Source organism: Arenibaculum sp., assembly GCF_035998295.1.
Taxonomy (GTDB): Bacteria; Pseudomonadota; Alphaproteobacteria; order Azospirillales; family Azospirillaceae; genus DASYHS01.
The window spans coordinates 1-17545 of the sequence record NZ_DASYHS010000278.1; the positions used below are offsets into that span (position 1 = coordinate 1).

The following is a 17545-nucleotide window of genomic DNA, read 5'->3' on the forward strand; positions in this document are numbered from 1 at the left end:
GACAAGCGTCCTACAAAGCTGTAGGTCAAACGTCCTAAAGACGGGCGCGCCGGGCCGGCGCCGGGACGGCGGCGCATATCGACGCGCCGGGCCGTCGACGCAGGGGAAGGAGACAAGGCTGCATGGGTGCCGCAAGCACACGCCGGCAGATCGTGGAGGCGGCCGACCGGCTCTTCTACGAGCAGGGTTTCGAAGCCACGTCCTTCGCCGACATCGCCGCGGCCGTGCGCCTCTCGCGCGGGAATTTCTATTATCACTTCAAGACGAAGGACGACATTCTCGCGGCGGTGATCGCCCTGCGCCTGACGACGACGGCCGGGATGCTGGATGCGTGGGAGGCCGAGGCCGGCGACCCGGCGGAGCGCATCCGCAGCTTCATCCATATCCTCGTCATGAACCGGGCGAAGATCATGCGCTACGGCTGCCCGGTCGGCACGCTCTGCAACGAGCTTGCCAAGCTCCATCACGTCGCGCAGGACGAGGCGGGCCAGCTGTTCACCCTGTTCCGCCACTGGCTGGCGCGCCAGTTCTCGGCACTCGGACGCGAGGCCGATGCCGATGCGCTGGCCCTGCACCTCCTGATGCGCAGCCAGGGGGTGGCGACGCTCGCGACGGCCTTCCACGACGAGGCCTTCATCGACCGCGAGGTGGCGGACATGGGCGCATGGCTGGAGGCGCTACGTCCCGGCCCCGGCCATCCCGAAACCGTTTCCCGCCCTCGAGCCTGAAGGATCCGCTCCGCATGTTTGTCGTCACGCTCAGGTTTTCCACGAACAAGGCGCAGGCCCCCCGGCACATGGACGGTCACAACGCGTGGATCCGACGCGGGTTCGAGGACGGCATCTTTGTGCTGACCGGCAGCCTTCCGGGTGGTGCCGGCGGCGCGGTCCTCGCCCACAACGTCTCGCGCGAGGAACTCGAAGCGCTGCTGCGGGAAGACCCGTTCGTGGCGGAGACCGTCGTCGACGCCGACATCCTCGAGATCACGCCGGGCCGCACCGACGAGCGCCTGGCCTTCCTGAAGGCCTGAACGATGAGCGCGACGATCCCCGGGCCGGACGGACGGCCGCGGTGCCGCTGGTGCGCGGCCGCACCCGAGTTCTTCGCCTATCACGACACCGAATGGGGCTTCCCCGTCGACGATGATCGCCGCCTGTTCGAGAAGCTGTGCCTGGAAGGCTTCCAGTCGGGCCTGAGCTGGCGCACGATCCTGGCCAAGCGCGAGAATTTCCGCGCCGCCTTTCATGGCTTCGATGTCGAGCGGATCGCCGCGTTCACGCAGGCAGACGTCGAGCGCCTGCTGAAGAACGAGGGCATCGTCCGCCACCGCGGCAAGATCGAGGCCGTCGTCAACAACGCCCGGCGGGCCCGGGACCTGGTGGCGCAGGAAGGATCGCTGGCCGCCTATGTCTGGCGCTTCGAGCCCTTGGCCGATGAGCGTGCGCCCCCGCAGACCGCCTCCACCTCGGCAGCGTCGATCGCGCTGTCGAAGGACCTGAAGAAGCGCGGCTGGTCGTTCGTCGGCCCGACGACGGTCCATGCCTTCCTGCAGGCGATGGGGCTGATCAACGATCACGCCGAAGGCTGCGCGATGCGTGACGAGGTCGAACGGGCCAGGGCCGCGTTCCAGCGGCCGCGCTCCCGGTCGGCCTGAACTCCGGCACCGAGCGCCGCCTCGTCGCCGGCAACGGTCAGAACGCGCGCGACATAGGTCTGGCCCCGCTCGGTGATGTCGAGCAGCCGGGCAAACCCGAGCTGGCCGAAGGCGTTGAGCAGCATCGTCTGCACGAGTTCGAGGCGGGTCTGCTCCGGACCCATCCGCTCACGGATGGTCTCGTCCACCTCGGGCGGCAGATCGAAGGCATTGAGCGGGATCTGGGCGCCGGGCGTGGCGAAATCCTCCGCCGGCAGGTTCTCGTAGGCGGGGGTGGTCGCCGGTGCCTGTTGCGCCCAGGCCGCCGGGACGGTCGCCAGCGCCAGTAGCGACGCCGCGGTCAGCATGTACTTCATGATGGCCTTCCTCACGGCGACAGGGATCCATACCGGTGGCCGGGCGGCTGATTTTCATCGTCCGTGCCGGCCCGTCGGGCATGATGATGCCGCGCGGATCTCAGCCCTTTCCGGTTTTGATCTCGACTTTCGGGAACTCGACGTCGGCTCCGGTCTCGAAACGCTTGCCGTTGACCTCGTCATGGCGCGGGAAGTCGGGGGCTTCGAAACGGACCCGCAACCGGTAGGTACCGTCACCGGGAACCTTCCAGTTGCGCCCGTAGTGGTACAGGGCCGGATGCCAGAGATACGGCATCTCATGGGTGCCGACCTCGTTGCCGGACGGGTCGAACAGGGTCGCGAAGATCTTCAGGCCCGGCAGAAAGCGCCCGTCGGAGGCATCGCGGACGGCGACCTCGATATGGACGTTCTCCTGGTCGGGTTCGATCCACTCCAGCTTGCCGCCGCGCATGTGGTACATGCCCTCGGCCTTCTCGACGGCAAAGCCGATGAGGTAGTCGCCCTGGCGCATCTCGCCGCCGTCATGGGCGACGATCGACGTCATGTGCTTGAGCGCGATCCCGTAGGCATCGCCCTGCGCGGTCGCCAGCGCGAGCGCGGTGCGCGATACCTCCTCGCTCGGCTTCATCGGAGGCTTGTCGCCGGCCATGGAGTCCTCCTCGCGTGATCGACTGAATTCCTCGGCAACGGCTCGGCAGCAGGAGTGGTTCCCGCCCGCTCGCTCCTCATCGACGGCGTGCCGGCGCTGGTGGCCGGCCTTCTCGCCTACGAGTCCGAGGGGCTGCTGATCGGCGAGGCGGCCAGCGCGCGCGTGGTCGAGGGGATCCGCCGCATCGCATCAGAGGACCGTCGGATCGAGTGGACGATCAAGGTCCTGGCCGTGCACATGGGGCCGCAGGACGTGCTGGCGAACCTGAGTGTGGAGTTCCAGGACCAACTCACCGTCCCCAGAGGTCGAGGACGTGGTCTGCGCTCTGGAGACGCGCATCCGCGAGCGGTTTCCGGAGGCCACGCGGATGTTCGCCGAGGCCGAACGGTTGGCCGAGAACCGGGCGCGACGGCGGGCCCGCCCCGCCGAAAACACCTGGGACCCCGGCGGCCGAGGCCGCCATGCACCGCTCGCCCGATGGGGGCGACATCGGCTGCGGGCGGAAGGCACCAGCAGCACCATCGGCGAGGATCATCGGACTTCCGCTCGGTTTCGCTCTTTGTGATCCCGGTGCGACGATTCTGCCCTCGCGAGGCGATACGGCCATGCCGCCGAACCCGATCACGACCACGTCGTCATCGGTGACCGAGCCGCCCGTTCGGGTTGCTCTGCGGCTGCCTGTCATTCCGGAGCCGTGGCGTCTTCCGCTCCGTCATGCTGCTACTTCGTATGCGAAACCGGCGGAGGGAGCTTCCGGATGGCTGACTTCTAGACGCGATGATGCGCGCGGGATCTCGTGACGGCGGCTCTCGTTCGCTTCGTACCGCTTCGGGGCTTCGGCTTCAGCGGGCCATTTCCAACCGCGCACTCGTGTGCGTAGCCAATGTCCCACCGTTTATGCCCAAAGTCCGTGACAAAGGCTCGGCCCCTGGTGTTGGAAGCCACACCCCCGGCCGTTCCCATGGAGATCTCGTGACAGAGACGCCCGCGACCGGAGTTCGGTGACCGTCGATCATGGCCATCGCTCCCAATCCCTCGGAAATCTTCCGCCGTGCGGTAAAGGAAGGCGAACGGCGGCTCGACCAGTCGCTGCTCGAGTTGACCGCGACCGGCTTCATCGCCGGGTTCACCATCGTCTTCGGCATTGTCGCCTTGGGCATTGTCCACGCGCTGGTCGGGCCCGGCCACGACGGCGTTGCTACGATCGGCGGTGCCCTCGTCTTCGGTGTCGGGGTGGTGTTCCTGGTTGTCGGTCGGGCTGAGCTGTTCAACGAGAATTTCTACGAACCGGCCGCAACCGTTTTCGAGGAGTGGGCCCCGGGAAAGCTGCCGAGGCTCGCCCGCCTGTGGTCCGTTACCTTCGTGCTCAACCTCGCCGGCGGAGCGTTCTTCGCGGCAATTCTGTCCATCGAAGGGGTCCTGCCCGACGGTACCGGACACGCGCTCAATCGAGTGGCTGAGGAGATCGTCCGGCAGGAAGCGCTGACGGCATTTGTCAAGGCGGTCGCCGGTGGCGCGCTTGTTGCGTTGCTGTCCTTCCTTTTGGAAGCGGTCAATCACATCGGCAGTCGCATCTTCTTGGCTTTAAGCGTCGGCTTCCTGTTGGCGCTCGGGCCCTTCGCTCACGTTGCCGTCGCTGTTCTGCATGTCTTCTTCGGGCTTCTCCTCGGCGCCCAGGCAGATCTTGAGAGCCTTTTCGGAACGATGGCCATCGCAACGGCCGGCAATATCGTAGGGGGCATTGGCCTGACTACCTTCATGCATATCGCACAGGCAAAAGGCGCGCGTGAATAGTGACCGTGAACTGATGCGGTGGACGGCCCTTCCAGGGGCCCGTTCAAGATGCGCGTGTGAAAACAGGCCACAAGAGCACGGCGAAGGCAAGAGGCATTGGATCGAGCGGCTCCGGCAGACCGCTCATGTCGACATGGTCCCAAACGGGAGGTTGCCCGGCCCCGACGGGGAAGAGCAGCGTGCCATGGGAACGAAGGACCCAGAGCCATCTCTGACCCGCCTTCATGGTTCGGATTGCCCGACAGTCGTGGTCCGCCATTGGATGCGGAGAGAAGGTGGGGATCGCTGCTGCCGCAGCCCTGGGGTTCTGAGAGCGTGTTCAGCAGTTAACCCGGATAGTTCACCAGAGTTGAAGCTGGGGAAGCGGGCGCGACATAAGTTCTGGTGCTGAGGCAGAGACACCGTGGACAGCGGAGTTCACGCAAGCCGTGGCGCAAGGCATCGGGATGCTGCCGGGTTTGCCACCTGTTGGTCGCAAGCCGGTTCACGTCCGTCGACATCTTCGGCCGGTGCGCAGGCCAGCCGTGCACGGCGCCCGCGCCGCGGCGAGAACGCCGGACCCGGGTCGGCCATCGTCGCCGGACGGCCCTGCTATCACGGTGGGCCTCCGCGAACACCGCCGCGCCGCCTTCCGGCTGCGGAACCGGGCCTGGCCCGCCCGGCCTTGAAACCGGCAGCCGTTTCAACGGACAGTATCGGCTTCATTCGGACACGGGAAGCCACGGCCATGAGCCTCGCCAACGGACGCCACTATCTCGCCATTCCGGGCCCGTCGGTGGTTCCCGACCGCGTCCTGGCGGCGATGCATCGCCCGGCGCCCAACATCTATGACGGCGACATCGTCGAGATGACCCGCACGATCTTCGACGATCTCCGCGAGGTCGCCCGGTCATCCGCCCACGTGGCGCTCTACATCTCCAACGGCCACGGCGCGTGGGAGGCCGCGATCGCCAACATGTTCTCGCGCGGCGAGAAGGCCCTGGTCGCCGCGACCGGGCATTTCGGCCATGGTTGGGCCGACGGCGCGCGCGGGATGGGCGTCGACGTCGACCTGATCGATTTCGGCACGTCCGCTCCGGTGGACGCCGGACGGATCGAGCACGCCCTGGCCGCCGACCGGCATCAACGGATTCGCGCGGTCCTGATGACCCATGTCGACACCGCGTCGACGCTGCGCAACGACATAGCGGCGGTGCGCACGGCGATGGATGCCGCGGGGCATCCCGCCCTGCTCGCCGTGGACGCGATCGCCTCGCTCGGCTGTGAAGAGTTGCGCTTCGACGACTGGGGCATCGACGTCATGGTGGCGGCCAGCCAGAAAGGGCTGATGGTGCCGCCGGGGCTCGGCTTCGTCTGGCTGTCCGACAAGGCGCTGGCCGCCTCGGGAAGCTCGGACCTGGTCACGCCCTACTGGGACTGGAAGCCGCGCACGTCCGGGACGGCATTCTACCAGTACTTCGCAGGGACCGCCCCGACCCATCATCTGTACGGGCTGCGCGAAGCCTTGACCATGATCCTGCGCGAAGAGGGGCTCGATCAGGTCTGGCGCCACCACCGGGCGCTCGCCCGCGCCGTCTGGGCCGCGTTCGACGTCTGGGGACGGGACGGCGACATCAGGCTGATCGTCGCCGATCCCGGGGCACGCGCCCATGCCGTCACGGCGGCGCGGATCGGGGCCGGCGGCGCGGCGCGGCTGCGGCAATGGCTGGAGGCCAACGCCGGGGTAACGCTCGGCATCGGTCTCGGCATGGCGTCGCCCACCGATCCGGCCTATGGCGATTTCCTGCGGGTCGCGCATATGGGGCATGTCAACGCCCACATGACCCTCGGCGTTCTGGCGGCCATGGAGGCCGGGCTGCAGGCCCTCGGCATCCCGCACGCCACGGGCGCTCTCGACGCGGCCGCAGCCGCCGTCGCCGCGGCGGCTCGGGCCTGACCCTTCGCCGATCCGGCCCGGCTGCGCCACGCGTGCCTCACGGGCCCCTCGTCCACCGGACGCTCTGCGCCGGCGACCGGCCGGGCCGTTCCGCACGCCGGTGCTAGACGGCCGCCGGCACGGCCTGTTCCTTCGGGAACGGCCTGAAGACCAGCGCGATCAGGAAGGCGCCGACCGGCGGTGAAGGTGGCGCGCGAAACGATCGCGGCGACATTCGGCTCGACGCAGGACTAGCGCCGGCCGCCGGGACGGGGGGAGTAACAATCGTGACGGGCATCCATGAGCCGCCGGTCGGGCCCCGCCGCGGCGGGGGCGGCGCTCCGGGCCCCGGTCGATCGAGCCGGTCTCAGGCCGGCCCGGCCTGCTGCTCGCCCGTCGCGGCGGGCATTGCGCCCATGTCCATCCATACGGCCTCGAACACGTGGCCGTCCGGATCCTCGAAGCTGCGGTTGTACAGCCAGCCGAGGTCCATGCGCTCGCGGACGTCGGCCTTGCCGCCGGCCCCGGCCGCAGCCTCGGCGATGGCATCCACGTCCTCGCGGCCGTCCCGCGTCAGCGCGAGCAGCACCTGGCAGGTCCTGTGCGCGTCGGCGACGGGCTTCGGGGAGAACGTCGCGAAATACGCCTCGGTCAGCAGTTGGAACGTGATCGTGTCGGACCAGACCATGGAGGCTGCGCGTTCGTCGCTGAACCGTTCGTTCCTCTCGCACCCCACCGCCTCGTAGAAGCGGATGGAGGCGGCGAGATCCTTCACCGGCAGATTCAAAAAGATCATCCTGGGCACTAGGTTCTCTCCTTCGAAGCCGTGCTTGCCATGGGCGGGAGCAACATCGTCCAGGCAGGGAGCGACGTGCAATTACCTCGCAGATAGGCGCCGCTTGCGCGGTCCTTCGAAGGACGGCATAAGCATGCTGCCGGTCAGCCAGAGCCACGTAGATCGTATGATGGAACAGGACCCTCTCGGATCGGGCGGGTCTTTCGCCCGGATGCTTGCGGCACTGCGGGCGCGCAGGAAGCTCTCGCAGCTGAAACTCTCGCTGGTCGCGGACGTTTCGGCGCGGCACCTGAGCTTCCTCGAGACCGGGCGCGCATTCCCCAGCAGAAGCATGGTGGTGCGGCTCGCTCGCGCGCTCGAGCTGAGCGACGGCGAAGAAGCCGCTCTCCTGACCGCCGCCGGCTTCGTGCCTCACCACCTCGCGGGGGAGCTTCGACGGCAGGCGAGATCGTCGATGCGGTCTCCCTTGGTTCCCGGCGGGACGGACCTGACGGTCGCCTTCGCCATCGACGCCGCGCGCGAACCCGCCGAGGCCGTCGCGACCGCCGCGGCAGCTCTGCGCGACGTCGGGCTGGGGCAGTTCTTCACCGGAACGCTGACCCCCGCAACCTCGTCCAGCCCGCTGGTCATAGCGCATGGTCAGCTGGAACAGGCGCCGGTCGGCTGGCTGCTCCATTATCGCGAAAGAGGCTATGTCCGGATCGATCCGCTGGTCGCCGCCACGGCGCGGACGCACCGGGCTTTCTTCTGGGCAGACGTTCTCGGGCAAACCCCGCAATACGATTCCCTGCACGACCCCCGGGTGCGCCGGATGCTTGCCGAAGCCGCGGAGTACCGGATCAGGGGCGGCTTCGTTCAGCCCCTGCGCCGGGCGGACGGGCGCGTCCATGCGGTGTCCTGCATGGGGGAAGCCGTCGACCCGCGGGACGCCGGCGTGCGCGTGAAGGCGCGGCTCGTCTCGATCGCACTCCTCCACCGTATCGACGAGTTGGGTCTGGCGGGGAGCGTCAGCGAAATCGTGCTCGAAGCCGCCCAGGCCGACATACTCAAATGGATCCTGGAAGGACGCGGCACCGGCGGGATCGCGAACCGGCGCACCTGGTGCGAGAAGGAGGTCGAGACGATCGTGGCCGATCTCTGCGTGCGCTTCGGCACGGGCGAGCCGATCGAGGCGGCCTTCAGGGCAAGGCGCTTCGGCCTCATCTAGGCGGGCACGACAGGGTTGGCGGCTTGCCGGACTTGAGAACACGGGAGCGGAACCCGACATTGATCCCGGCAACCGCCTTTGCACAGGAGCGCTCGCCATGCGCATGATCCGATCCGCCGCCGGCGCTCTGGCGCTGCTGCTCGCGGCCGCGCCCGCCGCCCTCGCCCACCACGGCTGGTCGTGGACGAGCGGCAACAACATCGAGCTTACGGGAACGATCGAGACCGCCGAGCTCGGCAATCCTCACGGGATCGTCACCGTCGACGCGGGCGGCGAGGTCTGGACGGTAGAGGTCGGCCAGCCCTGGCGGCACGCGCAGGCGGGGCTCGACGAAGCGCTCTATGCGCCGGGCGCCGAGATCACCGTCGTCGGCGAACCCTCCGCCGATCCTGCCGGCCGGCGGGTCAAGGCCGAGCGCGTCGTGCTGGACGGGCGGCAGTACGAACTCTACCCGAACCGCGACTGACGCCGCGGCCGATGCTGGCCGAGCTCCTCGGGCCGATCGAGGCCGGCGCGGTCGCGACGGCGCTGCGCGGTTCGCGCTGGGGCTACGCCGGCGTCAATGCGGCGCACATCCTCGGGATCGCGCTCCTGTTCGGCGCGATCCTGCCGCTCGACCTGCGGCTCCTCGGTTTCTGGCGCTCGGTGCCGCTGGCGCCGCTGGCCCGCGTTCTGGTCCCCGTCTCCACGGCGGGCGTGGTGCTGGCCGTCGCGGCGGGTGCCCTGCTCTTCGCCACCCGTGCTGGCGAGTACGCCGGCCTCGCCATCTTCTGGATCAAGATGCTCGTAGTCCTGATCGGCGTGGCGAACGCGCTGCTCGTGCGATCCGCGCTGAGGCGCGCCTTGGCCGCGGGCGTGGATGCCGTCGTCCCGACCCGCATCCGTGCCGCGGCCATCGTCTCGCTCGCGGCGTGGCCGGCCGCGATCCTGTGCGGCCGGCTGATCGCCTTCTTCTGAACGCCCGGACCGGTCATGCGTCCTGTCCGCGTGCCGCCGCCGGGCGCCGGCGCACCATGACGAACGCCACCGAGGAGACCACGAGCACGAGTGCCGCCAGCACGCGCACCGTCAGCGGGTCGCCGAGAATGAGAATGGAGCCGCTCACGCCCACCACCGGGATGATCAGCGTGGCGACGGTCGCCTGTCCGACGGTGAGACGCGCGACGATCACGAACCACAGCATCTGCGCGATGCAGATCGCGAAGACGAGGTGGTAACCAAGCCCGATCCAGGTCGGCAGGTGCCACGACCCAGGCGTCGGCGCGTCGTCCAATGCCGCCGCCAGCGCGACCATGGGCAGCGCCGCAAGCGCGTACTGCCAGCCCGTCACGACGACGACGTGGCTCGCCCAGCGGCCGCGGCGCTTCATCAGCACGGTGCCCAGCGCCCACGACACCGCCGCCACCAGGACGAGGAACGGGCCGAGCAGCCGGTCGCCGCCGCCCCGGAGCGCCTCGGGGCCGAGCAGCACCACCATTCCGGCCATGCCGAGCGCGAGGCCGATCGCCTGCCGCATTCCCGGCCTTTCGCCCAGCAGGGGAATCGCGAGCAGGGTCGCCCATACCGGCATGGTGAAGGCGATGATCGCCGCGCGCGAGGTCGGCATCATGAGCTGGGCGAAGGCGGTGCAGAGATTGAAGGCCAGGATGTTGAGCAGGCCCGTCGCCGCAAGCCACGGCACCTCGCCGGCCGGTACCCGCAGCGCCAGCCCCCTCGCCCGGGCCCAGGCCAGCAGCACGACCGCGCCGGTGGTGAAGCCGACGGCCCGCAGCGTGACGGGCGGCACCTCGAACAGCACCGTCTTAACCGCCGGCCAGTTGCCACCCCAGAACAGGCCGATCAGAAGGATCAGCGCGACCTTGGCGGCGGTGCCGCCGGGAACGGTGGCGACGGACGGCGCCGCGGCGGGAGCGCTCAATGGCGCGGCTCCACGGCCTTGGCCGGCTCCAGGAACTCGACCTCGACGAAGATGAGCTCGCTCCCGCCCTCGTTGACGACGTTATGGGACGCGCCGGCCGGGCGGAAATAGCTCCGGCCGGGCTCCAGCTCGGCGACGGCGGCCGTGCCGTCGGGCATCTCCAGCCGCATTCGGCCGCGGGTCACCGGGACGATCACGTAGTCGTACCCGTGGATGTGGAAGCCGGTTTCGGCGCCCGGCGCGAACCGCCATTCGGTGACGCGCGTGCGGTCGTTGCCGACGTGCGGCAAGGATGTCGCCGTGGGTCTGGTCGGGGTCTCGGCCATGGTGTCGGTCTCCGGATCGGGTGGCGGACGGATCGTGTGTCTACGCCGCCTGCGCGGCGGAACCGCTTCTCAGGCGCGCCTTTAGGTCCGCCAGGGCTGCGACGGTCTCCACCGTCGGCGTCGGCACGCCGATCAGCGCGCCGAGCTCCGCCACCGAACGCAAGGTGGCGTCGACCTCCAGGCGGCGGCCGGCATCGATGTCCTGCAGCATGCCGGTCCGATGGTCGCCGGCCGCCTCGGCGGCGGCGATGCGGGCCTCGATGTCGAGGGCGAGGCGGATACCGAGCCGTTCGGCGACCGCCCGCGCCTCCGCCATCAGCATCCGGGCGATCCTGCGCGTTCCCGGATCGATGCAGAGCGCGCCGATGCCGGCCCCGGTCAGCGCGCTCAAGGGATCGAAGGCCAGCGCGCCGCACAGCCCGGTCCAGATGTCGGCCCGGATGTCGAGGCTGCCGCGCGCCTGGAACCCGGCGAGGCTGAACAGCTCCACCACCCCCGCCACCGCCGGCGTCCTGCGCCCCAGCGGATCGCCGAAGACGAAGCGCTGGCCGTCGACGTGGCGGATGCGGCCCGCGCCGTCGCTCTCGGCCGACACCCCGACGACCGCTCCGACCAGCCGGTCCGGCGGGACCGCCCGCCACAGCGTCCCGTCGGGGTCCACGGTCTTCAGGCGGTAGGAGCCTAGCGGCTCGGGCTGGCCCAGCGGATACCACCACGGAATGCCGCCGACCATCGGCACGACGACCGTGCCGGGCCCCATCAGGCCGGACAGCGCGTCGAGCACGTTGCCGAGGGAATGGGCCTTCACGCACACGAACACCGCGTCCTGCGGCCCCGCCGCCAAGGCGTCGTCGGTGACCCTGCCGACCGGGACCCGCGAGACGCGGCCGAGCGGCGAGACGACGACGATGCCGTCGCGCCGGATGATTTCCGCCGCCCGGGGCCGGGCGATCAGCGTCACCTCGGCGCGCGTGGGCGTCAGGCGGGCGGCCAGCAGGCAGCCGACCGCCCCCGCTCCGACGATGGCGACCCTCCTCATGCGCCCGCTTCCTGCCCGAGGCTTTCGGCGCCGGGGACGACCCGGCGGGTCCGGAGATCTTCGGGGATCTCCCAGCCCTTGCCGGGAATCGCCTCCAGCAAGGTCCGGGTGTAGGGGTGCTGCGGGTTCTGGAACACTTCGCGGGCGGTGTTCATCTCCACCACCCGGCCCTTCTGCATGACCGCGATGGTGTCGCAGACCTGTGCCGCGATCCGCAGGTCGTGGGTGATGAACAGCATGGCCAGTCCCAGGCGCCGGCGGATGTCGTCGAGCAGGTCGAGCACCTGCCTTTGCACCGACACGTCGAGCGCCGACACCGGCTCGTCGGCGATGATCAGCTTGGGGTCCAGCGCCAGCGCGCGGGCGATGGAGATGCGCTGGCGCTGCCCGCCGGAGAATTCGTGGGGATACCGGTCGGCCGCCGCCTCCGGCAGGCCGACCAGCCGCAGCAGCTCGCGGGCTCGCTCGAGCGCCCGGGCCTTCCCTTCGCCGAAGGCGACCGGGCCCTGGGCGATGATGTCCCCGATCTTGTGCCTCGGGTTCAGCGAGGCGTAGGGGTCCTGGAAGATCATCTGGATGTCCTTGCGGACGGGCCGGAACTGTCTGCGGCTCAGCGTGACCAGGTCCCGGCCCTGGAACAGGATGCGCCCGCCGTCCGCCTTGAGCAGGCCGATGATGCAGCGGCCGAGCGTCGATTTGCCGGACCCGCTCTCTCCCACGATGCCGAGCGTCTCGCCGGCGTGGATCTCGATGGAGATGTCCTCGCCGGCCACCAGGGTCCGGCCCTTGCGGAAAAAGCCGCCGAGGCGGAAGACCTTGCTGACCTTCTCCGTCTTCAGCAGGGCCTCGCCTTTGCGGACGAAGTCGTCGCGATGCTCGATGTAGTGCGGAACGGCGGCGATCAGCTCGCGGGTATAGGGGTGCCGGGGGCGGTTGAGCACGCGTTCGGCCGGCCCGACCTCGACGCAGCGGCCGTGCTGCATCACGGCGACCGTCGTCGCGATCTCGGCCACCACGCCGAAGTCGTGGGTGATGAACATCACGCCCATCTCCCGCTCGGCCTGGATCTTGGCGACGAGGTTCAGGATCTGCTTCTGGGTCGTCACGTCGAGCGCCGTCGTCGGCTCATCGGCGATCAGGATGTCGGGTTCGAGCGCCAGCGCCATCGCGATCATCACCCGCTGCCGCTGGCCGCCCGACAGGCGGAACGGGTAGCTGCGCCGCAGGTGCTGCGGATCGGGCAGGCCGACAGCGGCCAGCAGTTCCACCACCCGGGCGCGGCGCGCGGCCCTGTCCATGACGGCGTGCGCCTTCAGGCTCTCCTCGATCTGGTCGCCCACGGTCATCAGCGGGTTGAGGGCGGTCATCGGCTCCTGGAAGATCATGGCGAGGCGGCCGCCGCGCAACGCGCGCTGCTCCGCCTCGCGCATGGCCAGGATGTCACGGCCGCGATAGAGCGCCTGGCCGCCGACGACCTTCACGTGCGGCCTGGGCAGCAGCCCCATGATGGCATGCGCCGTCATCGACTTGCCCGAGCCGGACTCGCCGACGACGCACAGGATCTCGTTCTTGCGGATCTGCAGGCTGACGTTCTCGACCGCGTTGGGCCGCTCCGCCCCTTCGGGCAGGGCGACGGTCAGGTCGCGGACGTCGAGCAGCACGTCGTGGACGTCGGGCGGCACGTCGTGGACGTCGGGCGGCACGCCGCTGCCGGTCTGGCCGGTTCCCATGCTCACGCCCTCCCTTTTCGGGCCAGTCTCGGGTTGAGGGCGTCGTTCAGCCCTTCGCCGACTAGGTTCAGGGCCAGCACCGTCAGGAGGATGGCGACGCCGGGGAAGAAGCTCATCCACCAAGCCTGGCGGATGACGGTGCGGGCGGCGCCGATCATGTAGCCCCAGCTCATCACGTTGGGATCGCCGAGGCCGAGGAAGCTGAGCGAGCTTTCCAGGAGGATCGCGGTCGCCACCATCAGCGAGGCGGAAACGATGATCGGCGACAGGCTGTTGGGCAGGATCTGGCGCAAGATGATGGTGCCGGTGCCCTGCCCGGCCGTGACCGCCGCCTGCACGAATTCGCGCGAGCGCAGCGCCATGAACTCGCCCCGCGCCAGCCGGGCCAGCGGCGGCCAGCTCACGATCGCGATGGCGACGACGATGTTGGCGATGCTCGGCGTGAAGATCGCGACCAGGACGACGGCGAGAACGAAGTTGGGGATGGTCTGGAACAGCTCGGTGAAGCGCATGATGGCGTCGTCGACCCGGCCGCCGTGGTAGCCGGCGACGGCGCCGAGCGTCACGCCGATCAGCAGCGCCACGGCCGTCGAGGTCAGGCCGATCAGCAGCGACACCCGCGCCCCGTAGACGATGCCGGCCGCGATGTCGCGCCCAAGCGTGTCGGAGCCGAGCAGCGCGTCCTGCGACAGCGGCGGCTGGAACGGGACCGTGGCCATGTCCCAGGGGCTTTGCGGATAGAGCACGCCGGCGAAGACGGCGCAGAACACCACCACCCCCAGGATCGCGAGGCCGAGCACGGCGCCGCGGTTGCGGGCGAAGGCCCTCCAGAAGTCGCGGTTCATCTCAGGCCACCTCGATGCGCGGATCGACCACGGAATAGAGGAGGTCGGTCAGGATGTTGAAGACGATCACCATCACCGAGGTCACGAAGAAGATACCGAGCAGGACCTGGTAGTCCCGCTGCAGGACGGCATCGAACGCCAGCCGGCCGATGCCGGGCCAGGCGAACACCGTCTCAATCAGGATCGAGCCGCCGATCAGGTGCCCGGCCTGGATGCCGGCGAAGGTGATCACCGGAAGGATGGCGTTGCGCAGGACGTGCTTGAAGACGATGCGGGTCTCGCTCAGGCCCTTGGCCCGGGCCGTCTTCACGAAGTCCATGTCGCGCACCTCGAGGATCGAGGCGCGGGTCAGGCGCGCATAGACCGCCATGTAGAACAGGCCGAGGGTGACCGCCGGCAGGACCAGGTGTTCGGCGACGTCGACGGCACGGTCCCAGCCCGCGTATCCGGCGCCGATGGATTCGTAGCCGAACGACGGCAGCCAGCCGAGCTGGACCGAGAACAGCAGGATCAGCATCAGCCCGACCCAGTAGATCGGCGTCGCATAGCTCAGGAGCGCGAGGACGGTGATGGCGCTGTCGGACCATCGGCCCACGTTCATCGCCGCCAGCGTTCCCAGCAGTATGCCGGCCGTCAGCGCCAGCACGAAGGCGCAGCCCGTCAGGATCAGCGTCGGCGGCAGGCGGTCGAGGATGAGGTCCCAGACCGGGCGCTGCTGCCGGTAGGAATGCCCGAGATCGCCGGTCGCCACGCCGGCGACGTAGATCCCGAGTTGCTCGTGGAGCGGCCGGTCGAGGCCGAACTGCTCGCGCAGCTGCTCGACGTACTGCTCGTCGGCGGCCCCGGCCTCGCCCGCCATCACCATCGCCGGGTCGCCCGGCGCCGCACGCACGAGAAGGAAGTTGATCACCACGATGGCGAGAAGGATGAAGACGGACTTTATCAGCCGCCTTCCCAGGAACGATGCAATGCCGGCCATGGCCGTTCAGCCCTTTTCGCTGGGAGAAGGTCGGCGGGGGCGCGACGACGGCGACCGCGCCTCCGCCCCCGCCCCCGCTCGAGGCGTCACTTCTTCTTTTCGACCCAGACGTCGGCGAAGTTCTCGGAAGTCCCGATCGCGGTGCTCACGGCGTTGTGGACCCGGTTGTTGACGAAGGTCGGGAACTCCATTTCGAGCAGCCAGATCACCGGCATGTCCTCGACGAGGATCTTCTGGGCCTCGCTCAGCTGCTCCTCGCGCTTGGCGGGGTCGTTCTCCACGGCGGCCGCGGCGAACAGCTCGTCCACCCGGGGGTTCGAGTAGCCCATGGTGTTGGAGAACATCACGCCCTTGCGGATGTTGTCGGAGATGTAGGTGCGCGCCACGCCGAGCGACGGGTCGCCGTACTGGTAGACGAAGTCGTTGGTAGTCTCGTAGTCCCAGTTCGAGACCTTCTGCACCCAGCCGGCCACGTCGGTGCTTTCCAGGGTCACCTCGACGCCGATCTTGCCCCAGGCCTGCTTGATGTACTCGGCCAGGCGGGCCCAGGTTTCGCCGTAGGGCATGGGCGTGAGCGTGATTTCCGCTCGCACGCCGTCGGCGTAGGGCTCCAGGCCCATCTCGTCGAGCAGCGCCTCGGCCTTCTGCGGATCGTACTCGTATTGCGGGACGTCCGGCTCGTGGAAGGGGGTGACGGAGTTCACCGGCCCGGTGGCGACGCGGCCCAGGCCGAACCAGATCCTGTCGCGGATGAACTCGCGGTCGAGCGCATGGGCCAGCGCCTGCCGGAAACGCTTGTCGTCGAGCGGCGCTTCGCGGGTGTTGATCTCGATCCAGGACAGCGGGGCGACGAATTCGTAGCCCTTCGTGGTCATGCTCAGATGCGGCAGCGCCTCCAGGCGCGGCACGTCGAACGGCTCGACGTCGTTGTACTGGCTGACGTCGACCTCCCCGGTCTCGAGCGCCAGCGCTCGGCTGGCGGCGTCGGGGATCACGCGGAAGTAGATGTCGTCGAGGTAGGGCTTGCCGTCGAGGTAGTAGTCCTCGTTCTTCACCAGGTGGATGTGGCTCCCCTTGACCCACTCGTCGAACTTGAAGGGGCCGGTTCCGATCGGCGTCGCGTTCTTCGGGTTCTGCTTGTAGTCCGTGTCCTCGTAGATGTGCGCCGGCATCATCGGCGCCGAGGACACCTCGAAGGCCTTGAGGAAGGCGGGGAAGGGCTGCTTCAGCTTGAAGACGACGGTGTGGTCGTCGGGCGCCTCGACGCTTTCGACATGGCTGAAATTGGCCCGGGCGCGCGGGTGGACCTCCGGCAGGAACTCCGTGGTCGAGAACACGACGTCCTTGGCCGTGAACGGCGTGCCGTCATGCCACTTGGCGTCCTGGCGCAGCTTGAAGGTGTAGGTCAGCCCGTCGGGGGACACCTCCCAGCTTTCCGCCAGCCCCGGCATGGGCGACAGGTCGTGGTCGTAGCGCAGCAGCCCTTCGTAGATCTTGCCGGCGACCGTCTGGGTCGGCCCCTGCTGGTTGAGGCCGAGGACCAGGATGGGAGGTTCGGGCTGGACGATGACGCTGAGCGTCCCTCCCTTCTGGATCTGCTCCTGCGCCATCGCCGGGGCGGCGGCCGCCGCGACCATGGCCGCGGACGCGAGCAGACTTGCCGCGACGGCCCCGGAAGCGGTGAGGCGCCGCAGGAATGCCAATCGGTTGCTCATGATCTTCGCGTGTCCCCTGTTCATTGATTCGTGGTCGGGCCGGCTCGCGGCTGGTCATGACGCGCTGGGACGCCCGACGTCCATCCCCGGCACGCGGTCGGTGGCTCGGGCCATGGTCATGCCGGGCAGGCGGAACAGCCGGCAAGCCGCCGCCAAGTCGGCGCGCGCCGGAGATCCGCCACCCGATCCCGGATGGAGTTGTTCCACATTGTATACGGTCTTCCGGGGGGCCCGACGGCATCGAAGCGGCATCCCGCGTATTACGGAGGCGGCCGGCCACCCCAGGCAAATTGACATTATTCATTGCCGTCATAAACTGAATTTATGCTGCCACGAAACCTTCGGCGGCAGGCCGCCATCGACACGGCAAGGATCAGGCCATCGAGATGGCCTAGAGGATCCTTCCTTGCTTTTCCGGACGACAGAGGGCGTCGAGCGCATGAACCAGCAGCGCGAACTGGACAGGCTCGGCAACCAGCTCGACTGGAACCTATTGCGGACGTTTATGATGATCGTGCAGGAGGGCGGCATGACAGCCGCCGCGTCCCGCCTGTTCGTGACCCAGCCGGCCGTCAGCCTGGCGCTGAAGCGGCTGGAAGCGAAGCTCGGCCGGCAGTTGATC

The 17545-nt window shown here is 68.8% G+C and carries 19 protein-coding genes; 9 read left to right on the forward strand and 10 right to left on the reverse strand.

Features of this window, described 5'->3' with window-relative positions; genetic code table 11:
* The first annotated feature begins 122 nt into the window (after positions 1-122).
* From VGO20_RS25850 to VGO20_RS25860, 3 genes are read left to right on the forward strand one after another with little or no spacing between them, the layout of a single operon-like run.
* Positions 123-728 carry a TetR/AcrR family transcriptional regulator gene (locus VGO20_RS25850; protein WP_327505290.1) on the forward strand — a complete coding sequence of 202 codons (606 nt, stop codon included), beginning with the start codon at positions 123-125 and terminating at the stop codon, positions 726-728.
* Positions 729-742: 14 nt separating this feature from the next.
* Positions 743-1030 (forward strand): YciI family protein, encoded by a 288-nt coding sequence (locus VGO20_RS25855; protein ID WP_327505291.1) that lies wholly within the window; start codon positions 743-745, stop codon positions 1028-1030.
* Between the two features lie 3 nt (positions 1031-1033).
* Positions 1034-1654 (forward strand): DNA-3-methyladenine glycosylase I, encoded by a 621-nt coding sequence (locus VGO20_RS25860; RefSeq protein ID WP_327505292.1) that lies wholly within the window; start codon positions 1034-1036, stop codon positions 1652-1654.
* On the opposite strand, the gene VGO20_RS25865 is transcribed toward VGO20_RS25860, so the two are convergent.
* Together VGO20_RS25865 and VGO20_RS25870 are read right to left on the reverse strand one after the other, a co-directional pair.
* A complete protein-coding gene (locus VGO20_RS25865) occupies positions 1573-2010 on the reverse strand; it encodes a hypothetical protein (RefSeq protein ID WP_327505293.1) in 438 nt (145 codons plus the stop codon). The two genes, VGO20_RS25860 and VGO20_RS25865, sit on opposite strands and share 82 nt — an antisense overlap.
* Before the next feature lie 100 nt (positions 2011-2110).
* A complete protein-coding gene (locus VGO20_RS25870) occupies positions 2111-2659 on the reverse strand; it encodes an iron transporter (RefSeq protein ID WP_327505294.1) in 549 nt (182 codons plus the stop codon).
* Positions 2660-3673: 1014 nt separating this feature from the next.
* Between VGO20_RS25870 and VGO20_RS25875 the strand changes: the two genes are divergently transcribed.
* Entirely contained in the window at positions 3674-4453 is a 780-nt protein-coding gene (locus VGO20_RS25875; protein WP_327505295.1) for a formate/nitrite transporter family protein, read from the forward strand.
* A 727-nt stretch (positions 4454-5180) separates the two neighbouring features.
* On the forward strand, positions 5181-6389 hold the full coding sequence (locus VGO20_RS25880; RefSeq protein WP_327505296.1) for a pyridoxal-phosphate-dependent aminotransferase family protein: 1209 nt from the start codon (positions 5181-5183) through the stop codon (positions 6387-6389).
* A 346-nt stretch (positions 6390-6735) separates the two neighbouring features.
* On the opposite strand, the gene VGO20_RS25885 is transcribed toward VGO20_RS25880, so the two are convergent.
* Positions 6736-7164, reverse strand: coding sequence for a VOC family protein (locus VGO20_RS25885; protein ID WP_327505297.1), 429 nt, complete (start codon positions 7162-7164; stop codon positions 6736-6738).
* A 133-nt stretch (positions 7165-7297) separates the two neighbouring features.
* Between VGO20_RS25885 and VGO20_RS25890 the strand changes: the two genes are divergently transcribed.
* The 3 genes from VGO20_RS25890 to VGO20_RS25900 all read left to right on the forward strand — a co-directional run bounded on the left by VGO20_RS25890 (position 7298) and on the right by VGO20_RS25900 (position 9328).
* Positions 7298-8371 (forward strand): autoinducer binding domain-containing protein, encoded by a 1074-nt coding sequence (locus tag VGO20_RS25890; RefSeq protein ID WP_327505298.1) that lies wholly within the window; start codon positions 7298-7300, stop codon positions 8369-8371.
* Between the two features lie 97 nt (positions 8372-8468).
* Positions 8469-8837 (forward strand): DUF6152 family protein, encoded by a 369-nt coding sequence (locus VGO20_RS25895; protein ID WP_327505299.1) that lies wholly within the window; start codon positions 8469-8471, stop codon positions 8835-8837.
* An 11-nt stretch (positions 8838-8848) separates the two neighbouring features.
* On the forward strand, positions 8849-9328 hold the full coding sequence (locus VGO20_RS25900; protein WP_327505300.1) for a DUF2214 domain-containing protein: 480 nt from the start codon (positions 8849-8851) through the stop codon (positions 9326-9328).
* Positions 9329-9341: 13 nt separating this feature from the next.
* Here the strand turns inward: VGO20_RS25900 and VGO20_RS25905 are convergent, their stop codons facing one another.
* From VGO20_RS25905 to VGO20_RS25935, 7 genes are all read right to left on the reverse strand, one after another.
* Complete coding sequence (locus tag VGO20_RS25905) at positions 9342-10289, reverse strand: DMT family transporter (protein ID WP_327505301.1); 948 nt, start codon at positions 10287-10289, stop codon at positions 9342-9344.
* Positions 10286-10615, reverse strand: a complete 330-nt coding sequence (locus tag VGO20_RS25910; RefSeq protein ID WP_327505302.1) for a cupin domain-containing protein — start codon at positions 10613-10615, stop codon at positions 10286-10288. The genes VGO20_RS25905 and VGO20_RS25910 overlap by 4 nt, the downstream gene beginning before the upstream one ends.
* Positions 10616-10655: 40 nt before the next feature.
* The gene (locus tag VGO20_RS25915; protein ID WP_327505303.1) at positions 10656-11654 is read right to left on the reverse strand and encodes a ketopantoate reductase family protein; all 999 of its coding nucleotides are present in this window, start codon (positions 11652-11654) and stop codon (positions 10656-10658) included.
* Positions 11651-13384: an ABC transporter ATP-binding protein gene (locus VGO20_RS25920; RefSeq protein ID WP_327505308.1), complete on the reverse strand. Its 1734-nt coding sequence runs from the start codon at positions 13382-13384 to the stop codon at positions 11651-11653. Before VGO20_RS25920 ends, VGO20_RS25915 begins: the two co-directional genes overlap by 4 nt.
* Before the next feature lie 2 nt (positions 13385-13386).
* On the reverse strand, positions 13387-14229 hold the full coding sequence (locus VGO20_RS25925) for an ABC transporter permease (protein WP_327505304.1): 843 nt from the start codon (positions 14227-14229) through the stop codon (positions 13387-13389).
* 1 nt (position 14230) lies between these two features.
* Positions 14231-15208: an ABC transporter permease gene (locus tag VGO20_RS25930; protein ID WP_327505305.1), complete on the reverse strand. Its 978-nt coding sequence runs from the start codon at positions 15206-15208 to the stop codon at positions 14231-14233.
* Positions 15209-15294: 86 nt separating this feature from the next.
* A complete protein-coding gene (locus VGO20_RS25935) occupies positions 15295-16923 on the reverse strand; it encodes an ABC transporter substrate-binding protein (protein ID WP_327505306.1) in 1629 nt (542 codons plus the stop codon).
* A gap of 439 nt (positions 16924-17362) precedes the next feature.
* On the opposite strand from VGO20_RS25935, the gene VGO20_RS25940 reads away from it, so the two are divergent.
* Positions 17363-17545 (forward strand): LysR family transcriptional regulator (locus VGO20_RS25940; protein ID WP_327505307.1); only part of this gene is annotated, 183 nt, incomplete at its 3' end.